This window comes from Naumannella huperziae (assembly GCF_054073625.1).
The window spans coordinates 1,754,207-1,770,160 of the sequence record NZ_JBSXPH010000001.1 but is presented as its reverse complement, the minus strand read 5'-3'; the positions used below and the strand labels follow the sequence as shown (position 1 = coordinate 1,770,160).

The following is a 15,954-nucleotide window of genomic DNA, read 5'->3' as shown; positions in this document are numbered from 1 at the left end:
GCCCGGCGGAAGGGAGCCTGATGGCGACAGCAGCGCGGTCCCAGCGCATCACCCGGCAGCGCGTCGCGGTCGACGCGGTGCTGAACGGCTTCGACGACTTCCGCAGCGCGCAGCAGGTGCACGATGAGTTGCGCCGGCGCGGGCAGTCGGTCGGGCTGACGACCGTCTACCGAACCCTGCAGACGATGGCCGACGCGGGCGAGCTGGACGTGCTCCGCAACAGCGACGGCGAGGCGGCGTACCGTCGCTGCTCGACCGGTCACCATCACCACCTGGTCTGCCGCGACTGCGGCCGGACGGTCGAGATCGACGCCCCCGAGGTGGAGCGATGGGCCGGGGATGTGGCGGCGGCGAACGGGTTTCGCGCCATCCGGCACGATCTGGAGATCTTCGGCACCTGCAGCGACTGCTGACCTCACCGATCCAGCCGGTCGACCACCTTCGGCAAGGAGCGATACATCGGGTGCAGCGGATGCCCCGAGCGCGGCTCGCCCGGGAAGCTCCAGTAGTTCTCCTGCTGCTGGACGACCATCCGGACCAGCGCCAGCCGCGAGCCCGAAGCGACGACCGCTTGGGCATCGAAGGTCCCGATGTCCGGATTCGTGCCCGCCGGCGGCGCATAGGCGTACTCGACGAAGATCGCCTTGATCCCGCGCGCGACCGCCACGCTGCGCTCGGGCAGCTCCGACACCTGTGTGGCACCGGCGCGCTCCAGCGAGCCCCGACACGCGCGCAGCCGGGCGGCCACCGACTCCGCGGCCTGGGCGGCCTCCCCGGGGGTGCGGAACTCGGCGATGCTGACCCGCGCCCGGCCGTCGTCTCGGCCGCGCAGCTCGTACTCGCGCCGCAGGCCGCGTAGCGCGCCCGGCGATTCCTCCAGCCCCCGGGCCAGGCACACCGAGCCGGGCCCCAGCTCGGTGTGGTCCAGGGCGGCCCAGTCGCCCGGCGCGTCCCAGGCCAGGTCGTCGGTGGTGGGCAGATTGTCCGGGCTGAGCGGCCCGGTGGGCCTCGACGTCGGCGTGCTGGTCGGCCACGCGCCGCCGGTCGGGGCCGGATCCGGCGCGGACGGCGGCGCGGGCGCGTCCGGCTGGCGCACGGCCAGCGCGATGACGACCACCAGTACGGCCGCCGCGACAACGCCCAGCGCGCCGGCCAGGGAACTCGGCCGGCTGCGGTTCGACGGGTCCTGTGCCGGGTTGTCGTCGCTCACGTCACCTCCGGCACGCAGGCTACCCGGCACTCAGCCGGCGACCTGGGAGAGCGAGCGCACACGGCGCTCCACATGCCAGGTGAGGAAGGCCGTGACCAGCCCGCTGGCGCTGCGGCGTACCCCAGGCGCGGCATCGCGGGTGCCCGGCCAGTCGCCGGTCAGCAACGCGATCAGGTACGCCCGGACGCCGGCGTCCAGGCTCGCCGACCCGGGCGGCCGGCAGACCCGACAGACGCTCCCGCCGGCCTGCACCGAGAAGGAGTCGTGCGCACCCTCCTGCCCGCAGCGGGCGCAGGCGTCGAAGGTCGGCGCATAACCGGCGATGGCCAACGCGCGGAGCAGATAGGAGTCCAGGATGGCTCGCGGCGGTCGCGGCCCGTCGGGGGTGGCCGAGCCGAGCACCCGGACCGCGCCGAGCAGCAGCAGGTAGTGCTGCAGGGCGGGCTCGCGCTCCTCGGCGACCAGCCGGTCGGCCGTCTCCAGCATCGCCTGACCCGCGGCATAGGTGTCGAAGTCGCGGCCGAGCGGCTCGCCATAGGCGTGCAGGGAGTCGGCCTGGACGATCACATCGAGACTGCGGCCGTGGGCGAACTGCAGGTCGACGTGGCTGAACGGTTCCAGCCGGGCCCCGAACTTCGAGGAGGTACGCCGCACGCCCTTGGCCACCGCACGCAGCTTGCCGTGTCGCCGCGAGAGCATGGTGATGATGCGGTCCGCCTCCCCCAGCTTGTGGGTGCGCAGGACCACGACCTCGTCGCGGTAGGTGGGCACCGAACGATTGTCCCTCGCTCCTCCGACACGGTCGGTAACGATCGAGAGCGTGTCGCGGCGAGCTGATTGACCCCCTCGTCGGGCCGAGCGTAATGTTCCGACGTCTCTGCAGCGAGAGCCGACCCGAACGAGGGAGTTCAGGTGCCCGGATCACCGGTCATTCTCGAGATGATCAACATCACGAAACGGTTCCCCGGCGTGCTCGCGCTCGACGATGTCTCGATGAGTGTCCGGGCCGGCGAGGTGCACGCGATCTCCGGCGAGAACGGGGCCGGCAAGTCGACGCTGATGAAGGTGCTGTCGGGGGTCTACCCGCACGGCAGCTTCGACGGTGCCATCGAGTTCGCGGGCTCCCCCGCCCGGTTCGCCAATATCCGTGCCTCCGAGGACGCCGGCATCGTGATCATCCACCAGGAGCTGGCCCTGGTCCCCGAGCTGTCGATCGCGGAGAACATCTTCCTCGGCAACGAGCAGCGCCGCTTCGGCGTGATCGACTGGACCGCGACCAACCGGGCCGCCGCCGAGCTGATGGCGAGGGTGGGGCTGGAGGAGCACCCGGAGACCCTGATCAAGAACATCGGCGTCGGCAAGCAGCAACTGGTGGAGATCGCCAAGGCGCTGTCGAAGAACGTCAAACTGTTGATCCTGGACGAGCCCACCGCGGCCCTGAACGAGACGGACTCCGCGCACCTGCTCGACCTGATCCGCGGGCTGCGCGGCCGGGGCATCACCTGCATCATGATCAGCCACAAGCTGAACGAGGTGACCGCGGTCTCGGACGCGGTGACCGTGATCCGCGACGGCCGGGTCGTGGAGACGTTCCGCGCCGACGAGGCGCCGATCGACGAGGACCGGATCATTCGCGGCATGGTCGGCCGGCCGCTGACCGCCCGGTTCCCCGATCACGAGCCGAACATCGGACCCGTCTTGTTGCAGGTGGAGGGATGGACGGTCCGGCATCCGGAGATCGCCGACCGCTATGTCTGCAAGAACGAGAGTTTCGAGGTACGCCGGGGCGAGATCGTCGGCTTCGCCGGGCTGATGGGCGCCGGTCGCACCGAGCTGGCCAGGTCGCTGTTCGGGCGCTCCTACGGCATCTGGGAGTCCGGCACGATGCGGCTCGGCGACCGGCCGATCGAGCCGCGTACCGTCGAGCAGGCGATCTCGGCCGGACTGGCCTATGTTACCGAGGACCGCAAGGTGCTCGGTCTGAATCTGCTCGACGACGTGAAGAACACGGTGGTGAGCGCCGACCTGGCCAGGATCGCCCGCCTCGGTGTGATCGACGAGCAGGCCCAGTTCGCGGCCGCGGAGAGCTATCGCACCGAGCTGCGGATCAAGGCGCCGAGCGTGAATGCCGGGGTCGCGACCCTGTCCGGGGGCAACCAGCAGAAGGTCGTCCTCGCCAAGTGGCTGTTCACCGAGCCCGAGGTGCTGATCCTGGACGAGCCGACGCGCGGCATCGATGTCGGCGCGAAGTTCGAGATCTACCGGATCATCGGCGCGCTGGCCGACGCCGGGAAGGCGGTGCTGGTGATCTCCTCCGAGCTGCCGGAACTGCTCGGCCTGTCCGATCGGATCTACACCATCGCCGAGGGCGCGATCACCGGCGAGGTGTCGCGCGCCGAGGCCACCCAGGAGAACCTGATGCGCCTGATGACCCGAACCACCGAACCAGCCGCCTGAGGAGCCGCGATGCGTCACATCAAAGACATCTTCGGCGGGAACCGGCGCCAGTTCGGCATGCTGATCGCACTCGTCGCGCTGGTCGTCTTCTTCCAGGTCGCCACCGGCGGCGCGGTGGTCACGTCGATCAACCTGATGAACCTGCTGAACGGCAATGCCTACATCCTGATCCTGGCGATCGGAATGGTGCTGGTGATCATCGCCGGACACATCGACCTGTCGGTCGGCTCGGTCGCGGCCTTCGCGGGGATCGTCACCGCGATCGCGATGCGCGACCTGGGCGTGCCCTGGTGGGCGGGCATCCTGCTCTGCCTCGCCGTCGGCGCGCTCGCGGGCGCCTGGCAGGGCTTCTGGGTGGCCTATGTCGGCATCCCCGCCTTCATCGTCACGTTGGCCGGGATGCTGCTGTTCCGCGGTGCCAACCAGTTCGTCGGCCAGTCGAACTCGGTGCCGGTGCCACCGCAGATCCAGTACCTCGGCGGCGGCTACCTGCCCGAGGTCGGGCCGCGGACGGGCTACAACAACCTGACCCTGCTGCTCGGGCTGCTGGTGATCGCCGGCCTGGTGCTCGGCGAGGTGATCCAGCGCCGCAACCGCCGGCGGATCCAGGCCGAGGTGCCACCGGTGTGGGTGAGCGTGGTCAAGCTGGCGCTGCTGGCCGCGGTGATCTATGCGGCGACCTATCTGTTCGCCACCGGCCGCGCGGGCACCTCCTTCCCGGTCCCGGGGCTGATCCTCGCGGTGCTGGTGATCTTCTACTGGTTCGTCTCCTCGCGTACCGTCACCGGCCGGCATGTCTATGCCGTCGGCGGCAACAAGCAGGCCGCCGCGCTGTCCGGTGTGAACACCAAGCGGGTGAACTTCTTCGTGATGATGAACATGTCGATCCTGGCCTCGCTGGCGGGGTTGATCTTCGTCGGCCGATCGACCTCGTCCGGCCCGTTCGACGGGGTGAACTGGGAGCTCGACGCGATCGCCGCCGTCTTCATCGGCGGCGCCGCGGTCAGCGGCGGGGTCGGCACCGTGATCGGCGCGCTGATCGGCGGCCTGGTGATGGCGGTGCTGAACAACGGCCTGCAACTGCTCGGCGTCGGCGCCGACTGGACCCAGATGATCAAGGGCCTGGTGCTGCTGATCGCGGTCGCCTTCGACGTGTGGAACAAGACCCAGGGCAAGCCGTCGATCACGGGCCTGTTGTTGGGTACGCGAAAGCCCCGGGAGGCGGCGCCGCCCGCGGAGCCGGCCGATCCGGTCGACCAGGCCTCGACCGAGCGCCCCGGCGTGGGTCAGCAGTCGTGAGGCGAATTTTCGAGAGCTGGAGGAAAGGGAACGAGATGAGAACACGTGGGATGTGGGTACGCGCGGCGGTGGCCGCGGCGGCGGCCGCCACCTTGGCGCTGTCGGCCTGCGGTGGGCGTACCGAGGCAGAGCAGGGCACGCCCGGGCAGGAGGGCGCTGCCGGTTTCGAGAAGGGCGCGCTGATCGGGGTGGCGCTGCCGCAGAAGACCTCGGAGAACTGGGTGCTGGCCGAGGGCCTGTTCAACGACGGGCTGAGCGCGGCCGGTTACCAGCCGGACGTGCAGTTCGCCAACGGCGGGGTCGCCGAGCAGCAGAACCAGATCCAGTCGATGGTGACCAAGGGCGCCAAGGTGATCATCGTCGGCGCGCTGGACGGATCCCAGGTGTCCTCGCAGGTGCAGCAGGCGAAGGACTCCGGCGCGACCGTGATCGCCTACGACCGGCTGATCCTGAACACACCGGCGGTGGACTACTACGTCGCCTTCGACCCGTTCAAGGTCGGCGAGCTGCAGGGCCAGGCGCTGCTGGACGGGCTGGCCGAGCGCAAGGGCGGTGGCCCCTACAACATCGAGCTGATCGCCGGTTCCCCCGACGACGCCAACACGAAGAACTTCTTCGACGGTGCGATGAGCGTGCTGCAGCCCAAGATCGACGACGGAACGCTGGTCGTGCAGTCGGGGCAGACCGAGATGAGCCAGGTCGTCACCCAGGGCTGGAAGGCCGAGAACGTGCAGAAGCGGATGGACACGATCCTGTCCGGCAAGTACTCCGGCGACACCGAGCTGGACGGCGTGCTGTCGCCGAACGACACGCTCGCCCGCGCCGCGCTGACCTCGGTGAAGCAGGCCGGCAAGCCGACCCCGGTGGTGACCGGTCAGGATTCCGAGGTCGAGTCGGTGAAGTCGATCATCGCCGGCGAGCAGTACTCGACGATCTACAAGGACACCCGCGAGCTGGTCGACCAGACGATCAAGATGGTGGACAGCCTGCAGCAGGGTCAGCAGCCGGAGGTGAACGACACCACCGACTACGACAACGGGGTGAAGATCGTGCCGACCTATCAGCTCGACCCGGTGATCGTCACGCAGAAGAACGCCAAGGAGGTCTACGCCGACGATCCGATCCTGGGCAAGGAGATCGAGTAACCGCGGGCCGGGGCCGCCGGACGGGCTAGTCTCGTCCGGTGGCCCGTCACGTCGAACCGCCGAAGCCGCACCCGTCCGGGGCGCGCCCGCCCCGACTGCCCGCGAAGGCGCTGCCCAGGCATGTCGCGATCGTGATGGACGGCAACGGCCGCTGGGCAAAGCAGCGCGGGCTGCCACGGACCGACGGGCATGCGGCCGGGGAGGCCGCGCTGTTCGATGTGATCGCGGGCGCGATCGAGGTCGGGGTGAAGTATCTGTCGGCGTACGCCTTCAGCACGGAGAACTGGCGGCGCTCCCCCGACGAGGTCCGCTGGCTGATGGGCTTCAACCGCGACGTGATCCATCGCCGCCGCGACGAGTTGGATGCGATGGGGGTGCGGATCCGCTGGGCCGGTCGCCGGCCGCGGCTGTGGAAATCGGTGATCGACGAGCTGGAGAGCGCCGAGGAGCAGTCGAAGGACAATTCGGTGCTCACGCTGCAGTTCTGCGTGAACTACGGCGGGCGGGCGGAGATCGTCGATGCCACCCGGCGGATCGCCGAGCTCGCCGCCGCGGGGAAGCTCGACCCGGCCCGGCTGAACGAGAAGCGCTTCGCGCAGTTCCTCGACGAGCCGGAGATTCCGGATGTCGACCTGTTCGTCCGGTCCTCCGGCGAGCAACGCACCTCGAACTTCTTGTTGTGGCAGTCCGCGTACGCCGAGCTGGTCTTCCTGAACACGCTGTGGCCGGATTTCGACCGGCGCGACCTGTGGCGGGCCATCGAGCTCTACGCCGATCGCGACCGCCGCTACGGCGGCGCGATCCCCAACCAGGTCGGCGGGGCCTGACCGCCACCGGCGAACGTTCCGGAACCGGCGCCGGCGGGCCGGCCGGGCGCGGCGAGGGCGGTGCGGCCCAGTCACCGGAAGTCCCGCGAGCGGGTCCGCGTGCTGAGCACGAGCTCGGTCAACCGATCGGCGTAGAGGTTGGTCACACCGTGCTCGGAGCGCTCCAGGATGCCGCGGATGATCATCGCCGAGGCGGTGCGCGCCACCTTGCGGTGTTGCTGCCAGCACCCGGGGGTGACGATCACGTTCAGCAGGCCGCCCTCGTCCTCGATGTTGAGGAAGGTGATTCCGCTCGCCGTCATCGGCCGCTGCCGGTGGGTGACCACCCCACCCACCTCGATCCGGCGGCCGGGCTCCACCTGCCCCAACAGCTCGATCGGCAGCACACCGCGCTCGGTCAGCTCCTCTCGACAGTGCCGCATCGGGTGATCGTCGGGGCTGATCCCGGTGGCCCGCAGATCGTGGCCCAGCAGCTCCATCGCCGTCGGCTCCGGCAGCAGTGGCGGCTGGCTCGCGACACCGATCTCCAACTGACCGGGCGCGGTCCCCGCCACCAGTCCCGACCCCCACAGCGCTGCTCGGCGCGATCCCTCCAGACCGTCCAGCGCCCCGGACAGCGACAGTGACTCCAGTTGCGCCGCATCGAGGCGAACCCGCCTGGCCAGGTCGGCGATGTCGGTGAAGGGCCCGCCGAGCTCGCGTTCGGCCACGATCCGCTCTGCCACCTCCACCCCGATCAGGTTGATCTCGGCCAGCCCGAGCCGCACGGCGTACCCGCCGTCGCGGCGGTGCTCCGCGGCATCGTCTCGCGCTGCGGGATCGAACTCGCCGATCTCGGACTGGTCGTGATCGCGCAGGCAGTCGGGATTGGTCCCGGCCGCATCCGGCCCGCCGCGGCCGGTCTCGCGTTCCGGGCCGGTCTCGCGCTCCAGGCCGGCCTGCACTCCGGAGCGGGCCAGGTCGGGCCCGCGGACGCTCACGCCGTGTCGGCGCGCATCGCCGACCAGGGTCGCGCCCGAGTAGAACCCCATCGGCTGCGAGCGCAACAGGGCGGCGAGGAAGGCCGCCGGATAGTGCAGCTTGAGCCAGGAGCTGGCATAGACCAACACGGCGAAGCTCAGCGCATGGGATTCGGCGAAGCCGAAGTTCGCGAAGGCCTCGATCTGGGTGTAGATCTCGTCGGCAAGCTCGCCGTCGATGCCGTTGCCGGCCATCCCGGCGTACAGCTTCTCGCGCAGCTCGTCGATCCGCTCCACCCCGCGCTTGGACCCCATCGCCCGGCGCAACAGGTCGGCATCGGCCAGCGTGCACCCGCCGACCGTGGTGGCCATCTGGATCAGTTGCTCCTGGAACAACGGCACGCCGAGGGTACGCTCCAGCACCGGCTCGAGCAGCGGATGCGGACAGGTCACCGCCTCCGCCCCGGTCCGCCGCCGGATGTAGGGATGCACCGCGCCGCCCTGGATCGGGCCCGGCCGGATCAGGGCGATCTCGACCGCCAGATCGTAGAACGATCGCGGCCGCAGCCGCGGCAGCGTACCGAGCTGGGCGCGCGACTCGACCTGGAAGACCCCGATCGCGTCGGCCCGGCACAACATGTCGTAGACGCCGGGCTCGTTGCGGGGAAGGGTCTCGATCCGCCACCGCTCCCCCAGGTGCTCGGCGACGAGATCGAAGGTGTGCTGCAGCGCCGCCAGCATCCCGAGCCCGAGCAGGTCGAACTTCACCAGCCCCATCCAGGCACAGTCGTCCTTGTCCCACTGCAGCACCGTCCGGTCCGTCATCCGGGCCGGTTCGACCGGGCAGACCTCCGAGACCGGCCGCTCGGTGAGCACCATCCCGCCCGAATGGATGCCGAGGTGGCGCGGGAAGGTCAACAACTGTTCGGCCAGCTCGGTCACCTGCCGCGGGATGTCGTGGCCGGTCTCGGCGAAATCCGGGCCCCAGCGCTCCACCTGCTTGGACCAGGCGTCCTGCTGGCCGGTGCTGTAGCCGAGCGCCTTCGCCATGTCGCGGATCGCGTTCTTCGGCCGATAGGTGATCACATTGCAGACCTGGGCGGCATTGCGCCGGCCGTAGCGGCGGTAGACGTACTGGATCACCTCCTCGCGCCGGCCCGCGTCGAAATCGACGTCGATGTCCGGCTCCTCGTCGCGCAGCGCGGAGAGGAACCGCTCGAACGGCAGCCGGTAGAACACCGAATCGATCACCGTGATCCCGAGCACGTAGCAGACCGCGGACGCCGCCGCGGAACCCCTGCCCTGACAAAGAATGCCGCGCTCGCGGGCGAAGCCGACGATGTCGTGCACGATCAGGAAGTAGCCGGCAAACCCCTTGGCCTCGATCACCGCCAGCTCCTCCTCCACCCGGCGGGCGGCCGGATGGTCGGGATCGCCGGCCACCCCGGGATAGCGCTCGGGCAGGCGCCGTGCCACCAGCTCGCGCAGCCAGCTCATCGGGCTGTGGCCGGCCGGTACCTCGGTCTGCGGCAGCCTCGGCCGCGCGGTGCGCAGCACGAAACCGAGATCGTCGGCGATCTCGACGCTGCGCTCGACCGCGCCGAGGTGGCGGGCGAACCGCGCCGCCATCTCCGCGCCGCTGCGCAGGTGGGCCCCCGGGGTGCCGGGCAGCCAGCCGTCCAGCTCGGTCAGGCTGGACCTGGCTCGCACCGCCGCCAGCGCGCTGGCCAGCCGATAGCGCTCGGGGGTGGCGTGGTGGGCGGCCGTGGTCGCCACCGTCGGCAGTCGGTGCGTCGCGGCCAGCGCGGCGAGTTGATCATTGCGCGCGCTGTCGTCCGGCAGCCCGTGATCGGTCAGCTCGACCACCACATTGCCGCGGCCGAACAGCTCGACCAGTCGGGACAGCTCCGCCCCGGCCGCGCGCTCGCCGCCGCGCGCCAGCGCCCGGCGTACCCGGCCCTTGCGGCATCCGGTCAGCACCAGCCAGTGCCCGCCGGCCCGGGCGGCAAGATCATCGAGATCGTGCAGCGGGCGTCCCTTCTCCGCCCCCTCGCGCAGGTAGCCGTCGGTCAGGGCCAGCGACAGCCGCCGATAGCCCTCCGCGCGCCGGGCGAGCACCAGCAGGTGCTCGTCGTCGGGGTCGGGTACGCCGGTGCGCTCCGGCGGGGTGAGCGAGAGCTCGGCGCCGAAGACGGTGATCAGATCCCCGTACGCCTGCGCCGCCTCCGCCATCCGGACCGCGCCGTAGAGGCCGTCGTGATCGGTCAGCGCGAGCCCGTGCAGGCCGAGCCGGTGCGCCTCGGTGGCGAGCTCCTCCGGCGGCGAGGCGCCGTCGAGGAAGCTGTAGGCGGAGTGAGCGTGCAACTCGGCATAGGGCACCCCGCCGGTCGGCGGCGCGACGCCGCGGGCGGGGCGGAAGGCCGGACGCTTGTGCGAGCGCGGCCGGTCATCGGGCGGCCACGCCCGTCCGGACGGCTCGGGCGGCCACGCCCGTCCGGACGGCTCGGGCGGCCACGCCCGTCCGGATGGTTCGGGCGGCCACGGCCGCCCGGAGAGCTTCGCCTCCAGCTCCGACCAGGTGACCGGCGGGTTCTGCCAGCCCATCAGTCCTGCCCTCCCGGGTTCATCAGTACGCCGCCTCGATCCAGCAGGCGCCGGCGACCAGCACCAGCAGCCACGCCTGCTGGGCGGCGTCGACGACCTGGAAGCGGTCCGCCCGGACCCCGCGGGCGTCCTCGCCGGTCTCCCACCAGCGCTCGTCCAGCGGCCAGGGACCGGCCCAGGCGAGCAGCGGCCGCGGCGCCGCCCGGGGCGCGAGCAGCAGCGCGGCCGGGTCGGCGCTCGGGCCACCCCGCTCGTCGACGGTGACGGGTACGCCGGCGCGGTCCAGCAGCTTGGCGGGCGCCAGCCGTTGCAGCACCCGGGCCGGTGCCGGCCCGGGAACGCGCCCCGGCCACGGCTGGTCCAGCCGACGCTCGCGGACCGGCGGGGGCGCCGTGCCGAACGGCACCCGCAACCGGCGGTCCTTGAGCAACCGGCCGCCGCGCGGCACCAGGGTCGCCACCTCCCGGTAGCCCAGCCGCTCCTGCAGATCGGTCAGCACCTTGATCACCCGCGGCTCGGGCCGATCGCCGAAGAGACCCCGGGCGGCGAGCTCCGGGCTGCCCACCCCGACCGGGATCACCTGCACCCCCACGACCGGATCGGCGTCCCCGCCCGTCTCCGGGTCCTCCGCGGGTGGCCCGCTCGCGGCGAGGTCGGCGAGCTGCCAGCGCAGCCGGTTGGCCAGCTCGCCGGCGTCGAACTGCCACGGGTGTCGCCACAGCCGGTCGTCGCGGCGACGCTCGGTGCGGACCCGGAGCCGCACCTCGGTGAGGGCGAGCGAGTCGGCGGCCAGCTCGGCGAACAGGGCATCGATCGCCGGCCGGCAGGTCGCGACCACCTCCTCGGCGAGTGCGGCATCCAGGTCGATCTCGACGCTGCGGTCGCTCGCCGGGTTGCGCGGGGTGAGCGCGGCGAGGTCCTCCCCGGACGCGAGCCGGTGGGTGTGCCGGCCGGCCGCGCCGAACCGGGCGTGCGCATCGGCTCGGGGCAGCTCGGCGTAGCGGCCCAGGGTGCGGATGCCCAGTTGCTGCAACTGCCGCGCGAGCAGGGGCTCGCCGAGACACTCCACGCCGAGCCCGGCCAGGAACCGGGCGGACTCCCCCGGCGGGACCACCGCCCATCGGCGGGCCCGCTCGGCGGCCCGCTCGGCGCAGAACAGGCCGTCGGCGACCGCCGCGCTCGGGCGGCAGTCGGGGGTCGCAAAGGCGTCCAGACGACCCAGCAGCACCCGGGCCGCGGCCTCCTCCCCGCCGTAGAAGCGGGCCGGGCCACGGGCCCGGACGGCGGCCACGCCGGGCCGGACCAGATGCACATCGGGGGCGACCTCGGCCATCGCCCGCAGCACCGGCTCGAAGGCGGCCGCCTCGGCCTCGGGATCGTGGGCGCACAGCACGGCGGCCGGGCAGCGCAACTGTGCCTCGCGCACCCGCAGTCCGACCGTCACCCCCTCCGCGGCCGCCACCGGGCAGCGGGCGAGCACCTTGCCGGCATCGATCACGATCAACGGCGCCTCGGCGGCGGGGTCACCGGCGGCGAACGCGAGCCGGACCGCCTGCAACGGCCAGTCGGCGAACCGGGCCAGCAGCACCCGAACCGGTTGCGGGACCAGCGGGGCGTACCCCGAAGCCTGCCTGGTCATGATCAACTCCCCCGGCGGACGATCCGGTGCCGGCGGGTGCGGTGGCGCTCGGTGACCTCGATCAGCAGCCGCTGCGCGGTGAGGTGGCCGTGGCCGACGCCGAGGCCGGACCAGCCCTCCACATCGGCCCGGATCCGGGAGCGGGAGCGCGGCCAGTCGCCGGCGACGACCAGGGCTGCGTCGCGGTGGCGCAGGCGGGCGGCCAGCCGCTGCGCCGAGGCGTCGGAAACCCGGTCCGGCGGCGCGGCGAGCACGACGTCGGCGATCTCGACCAGCTCCGCGACGACCCCCCACCAGTCGGCGCCCGGACGGGGGACGGTGATCATCTTCTCGGTGGCGACGCCCCACTCCACGGCCGCCTCCACGCCGAGATCGCCCAGCCCGACCACCGCCGACCAGTCGGCGCCGGCGAGCAGCCCGAGACCGACCGACAGCGCCCCGTCGAAGGCGTGCACCCCGGGCTGCAGCCCGCCGGGGAACAGCGGCCGCAGGTCGGCATGCACCGCCCGCCCGACCGGCACCGGGGCGAGCCCGAGCCGGTCCCGCAGCCCGGTGAGCAGGGCACCGGGCCGGCTCCGGTCGGCATGGTCTGGGGCGGACACCGATTCAGTATCGAACATGCGTTCGAGTCAAGCAAGACGGTCCGACAATGACCCCCGGTCCGACAACGACCCCGATCGGCGGCCGGACGGTCAGCGGCGTTTGCTCAGCGCCCGCGCGCCGGGCGGCACCTGGCGGGAGCGGTCGGGACGATAGCCCGCCTTGCGATACATCCGCAGATTGTCCGAGCTCCGCTCCCCCGTGAACAACCAGAGCTCGCCCGCGTCCTCCGGGGCGAGGGATTCGATCCGCTCCAGCAGCCAGCGGCCGATCCCGCGACCCTGCAGGTCGGGTGCGACCATCACCCGGCCGATCTCGAACGCCCCGTCCTCGCCCATCCGGCCGCGGGCCGAGCCGATCAGCCGGCCGTGGTCGCGCAGCACCAGCGTGGTCCAGTTCCGCAGGTCGGCGGCCAACTCGGCCGGCGTCTCGTGCAGCACCGGGATGTCGAGACGCTCGTTGGCCAGCGCCTCGCTCACCCAGCACGCCTTGGTCAGCGTGAACAGCTCGGCGACATCCCCGGGCTCGGCGAGGCGCAACTCGGCGTCCTCGAGGCCCGGAACAGTCAATCCCTGCGAGGGATGCAGCAGATCGGGGCGGGTCCGCGCCGTCCTGATCATGGACTGTTCGGTACGCCAGCGCGTGATCGCGCCATGATCACCGCCGAGCAGCACCGCGGGCACCTCACGGCCCCGCCAGAGCGGCGGCTTGGTGTAGACGGGATACTCCAGCAGTCCGTCGCTGTGTGACTCCTCGACCAGCGACTCGGGATTGCCGACCACCCCGGGCAGCAGCCGGCCGACGGCCTCGGTCACGGCCAGCGCCGCCACCTCGCCGCCGTTCAGCACATAGTCGCCGAGGCTGAAGGGGATCACCTCGGCCCGCTCGGCGTACTCGTCGATCACTCGCTGGTCGATCCCCTCGTAGCGCCCGCAGGCGAAGATCAACCACGGACGCTCGGCCAGCTCGTGTGCCAGCCGCTGGTCGAAGGGTCGCCCCGCGGGGGTCGGCACCAGCAGCGTCGGGCGTACCCCCGAATCCCCGGATTCCATGATCGAATCCAGCGCCTCACCCCACGGTTCGGGGCGCATCACCATCCCTGCGCCGCCGCCGTAGGGCGTACCGTCCACCGTCCGGTGCCGATCATGGGTGAACGCCCGCAGATCGTGCACCCCGAGATCGATCACCCCGTCGCGGACCGCCTTGCCCAGCAGCGACAGCCGCAACGGCGCCAGGTACTCGGGGAAGATCGAGACGATGTCGATACGCACCCTGCGATCCTGCCAGACCGATCCGTCGCGGCGCCCCCGCTGGTGCACAGCCAGGCGGGCCCGATGCGGCCGGCCGGCGGGCGTCACTCCCGGGCCGCCCGATTCACCGCCGAGGTGACGGCCCTGAGCGAGGCCGTGACGATATTGGCGTCGATTCCGACACCCCAGACCACCTGGGAGGACTCGCCCTCGCCGACCTCGCACTCGACATAGGCCGCCGCCTGCGCGTCGCCGCCCGCGGACAGCGCGTGCTCGGCATAGTCGTGCACCTGGACCCGGTATCCGAGGCCGGAGATCGCGTCCACGAAGGCCGACACCGGGCCGTTGCCCTCGCCGCTGATCCTGCGCTCCTCGCCGTCGTCGATCACGGTCGCCGTCACCGAGTCCTGCCGCCCCGAGCCCGACTCGCTGGTCACGTCGACCAGTTGCAGCGGAACGTTGTCCTCCAGGTACTCCCCGGCGAAGATCTTCCACAACACCTGCGGCTCGACCTCCCCGCCCTCGCCGTCGGTGTGCTCCTGGACCACCCGGGAGAACTCGATCTGCAGCCGGCGCGGCAGGTCGAGCTGGTGCTCGGCCTTCATGATGTAGGCCATCCCGCCCTTGCCGGACTGCGAGTTCACGCGGATCACGGCCTCATAGGTACGCCCGACATCGCGCGGGTCGATCGGCAGATAGGGCGCCTCCCAGGCGATCTCGGAGACGTCGATGCCCTGCTCGGCAGCGCGCCGCTCGAGGTCTTCCAGCCCCTTCTTGATCGCGTCCTGGTGCGAGCCCGAGAACGCGGTGTAGACCAGATCGCCCGCATAGGGATGCCGCGGATGCACCGGCAGGTTCGTGCAGTATTCGACGGTACGCCGGATCTCGTCGATGTCGGAGAAGTCGATCTCGGGGTCGATCCCCTGGCTGAACAGGTTCATGCCCAGGGTGACCAGATCGACATTGCCGGTCCGCTCACCGTGCCCGAACAGGCAACCCTCGACCCGGTCCGCGCCCGCCATCAGCCCCAGCTCGGTCGCCGCGACCGCCGTGCCCCGGTCGTTGTGCGGGTGCAGCGAGACGCAGGCGTACTCGCGGTTGTCGATGTTGCGGCCGAAGTACTCGATCTGGTCGGCATAGGTGTTCGGCGTGGACATCTCGACCGTCGCCGGCAGGTTCAGGATGATCTCGCGCCCCTCGCCCGGCTCCCACACCTCCATCACGGCATTGCACACCTCGACCGCGTAGTCGGTGGGCGTCTGGGTGAAGATCTCCGGGGAGTACTGGTAGCCGAACTCGGTGTCGGCCAGCAGCTCCTCGGCGTACTTGCGCACCAGCTCGGTGCCCCGGGTGGCCAGCGCGATGCACTCGTCGGCGTCGATCTTGAAGACCACCCGGCGGAACAGCTCGGCCGTCGCGTTGTACAGATGGACATTCGCCCGCTTCGCCCCGACCAGCGACTGCACGGTGCGCTCGATCAGGTCCTCGCGCGCCTGGGTCAGCACGGACACGGTCACGTCGTCGGGGATCGCGTCGGACGTGATCAACTCCCGAACGAAGTCGAAGTCGGTCTGCGAGGCCGACGGGAAGCCGATCTCGATCTCCTTGTAGCCCATGCCGACCAGCAGCTCGAAGATCCGCCGCTTGCGCCCCGGCGTCATCGGGTCGATCAGCGCCTGGTTGCCGTCGCGCAGGTCGGTGGACAGCCAGCGCGGGGCGGCGGTGATCTTGTTCGCGGGCCAGGTGCGGTCGGGTACGTCGACGGGCTCGAAGGCGGTGTAGCGGCCGAAGGGCATCGGGCTCGGCTGCTGGACCGGACGCGGTTGGGTCCGGGTACCGAAGCGGTTGGGGGTGGTGGTCATCGATGGATTCCTCACTATCGGGTTGGTTCACCCGGCGGCGCACAGCGACTCCGCAGCGAGGGAGCCACCGGTCTAACGGGCCCCGCTGCGGCGAGTGAGGAG

General features: G+C 71.3%; 12 protein-coding genes. 5 read left to right on the top strand and 7 right to left on the bottom strand.

The features are described from left to right. Positions 1 to 20: 20 nt before the first annotated feature. Positions 21 to 413, top strand: a complete 393-nt coding sequence (locus tag ACXDC7_RS08490; RefSeq protein ID WP_179443950.1) for a Fur family transcriptional regulator — start codon at positions 21 to 23, stop codon at positions 411 to 413. 2 nt (positions 414 to 415) lie between these two features. Here the strand turns inward: ACXDC7_RS08490 and ACXDC7_RS08485 are convergent, their stop codons facing one another. Continuing rightward, the gene (locus tag ACXDC7_RS08485; RefSeq protein ID WP_459221846.1) at positions 416 to 1,210 is read right to left on the bottom strand and encodes a hypothetical protein; all 795 of its coding nucleotides are present in this window, start codon (positions 1,208 to 1,210) and stop codon (positions 416 to 418) included. A 30-nt stretch (positions 1,211 to 1,240) separates the two neighbouring features. Further along, positions 1,241 to 1,981, bottom strand: a complete 741-nt coding sequence (gene recO, locus ACXDC7_RS08480) for a DNA repair protein RecO (RefSeq protein ID WP_179443952.1) — start codon at positions 1,979 to 1,981, stop codon at positions 1,241 to 1,243. 141 nt (positions 1,982 to 2,122) lie between these two features. Between recO and mmsA the strand changes: the two genes are divergently transcribed. From mmsA to ACXDC7_RS08460, 4 genes are read left to right on the top strand one after another with little or no spacing between them, the layout of a single operon-like run. Next, positions 2,123 to 3,667, top strand: coding sequence for a multiple monosaccharide ABC transporter ATP-binding protein (gene mmsA, locus ACXDC7_RS08475; protein WP_459221845.1), 1,545 nt, complete (start codon positions 2,123 to 2,125; stop codon positions 3,665 to 3,667). Positions 3,668 to 3,676: 9 nt separating this feature from the next. Beyond that, on the top strand, positions 3,677 to 4,966 hold the full coding sequence (gene mmsB, locus ACXDC7_RS08470; protein WP_179443953.1) for a multiple monosaccharide ABC transporter permease: 1,290 nt from the start codon (positions 3,677 to 3,679) through the stop codon (positions 4,964 to 4,966). A 35-nt stretch (positions 4,967 to 5,001) separates the two neighbouring features. Next, on the top strand, positions 5,002 to 6,111 hold the full coding sequence (locus tag ACXDC7_RS08465; protein WP_218843639.1) for a substrate-binding domain-containing protein: 1,110 nt from the start codon (positions 5,002 to 5,004) through the stop codon (positions 6,109 to 6,111). Between the two features lie 38 nt (positions 6,112 to 6,149). Continuing rightward, entirely contained in the window at positions 6,150 to 6,938 is a 789-nt protein-coding gene (locus tag ACXDC7_RS08460; RefSeq protein ID WP_459221844.1) for an isoprenyl transferase, read from the top strand. A gap of 71 nt (positions 6,939 to 7,009) precedes the next feature. Here the strand turns inward: ACXDC7_RS08460 and ACXDC7_RS08455 are convergent, their stop codons facing one another. From ACXDC7_RS08455 to leuA, 5 genes are all read right to left on the bottom strand, one after another. Next, complete coding sequence (locus tag ACXDC7_RS08455) at positions 7,010 to 10,501, bottom strand: error-prone DNA polymerase (RefSeq protein WP_459221843.1); 3,492 nt, start codon at positions 10,499 to 10,501, stop codon at positions 7,010 to 7,012. A gap of 22 nt (positions 10,502 to 10,523) precedes the next feature. Then, a complete protein-coding gene (locus tag ACXDC7_RS08450) occupies positions 10,524 to 12,140 on the bottom strand; it encodes a Y-family DNA polymerase (RefSeq protein ID WP_459221842.1) in 1,617 nt (538 codons plus the stop codon). Positions 12,141 to 12,142: 2 nt separating this feature from the next. After that, complete coding sequence (locus ACXDC7_RS08445) at positions 12,143 to 12,742, bottom strand: hypothetical protein (RefSeq protein WP_459221841.1); 600 nt, start codon at positions 12,740 to 12,742, stop codon at positions 12,143 to 12,145. Positions 12,743 to 12,832: 90 nt separating this feature from the next. Further along, positions 12,833 to 14,011 carry a tRNA (guanosine(37)-N1)-methyltransferase TrmD gene (gene trmD / locus ACXDC7_RS08440; RefSeq protein ID WP_179443957.1) on the bottom strand — a complete coding sequence of 393 codons (1,179 nt, stop codon included), beginning with the start codon at positions 14,009 to 14,011 and terminating at the stop codon, positions 12,833 to 12,835. A gap of 83 nt (positions 14,012 to 14,094) precedes the next feature. Further along, a complete protein-coding gene (leuA, locus tag ACXDC7_RS08435) occupies positions 14,095 to 15,852 on the bottom strand; it encodes a 2-isopropylmalate synthase (protein ID WP_179443958.1) in 1,758 nt (585 codons plus the stop codon). Between the last annotated feature and the right edge of the window lie 102 nt (positions 15,853 to 15,954).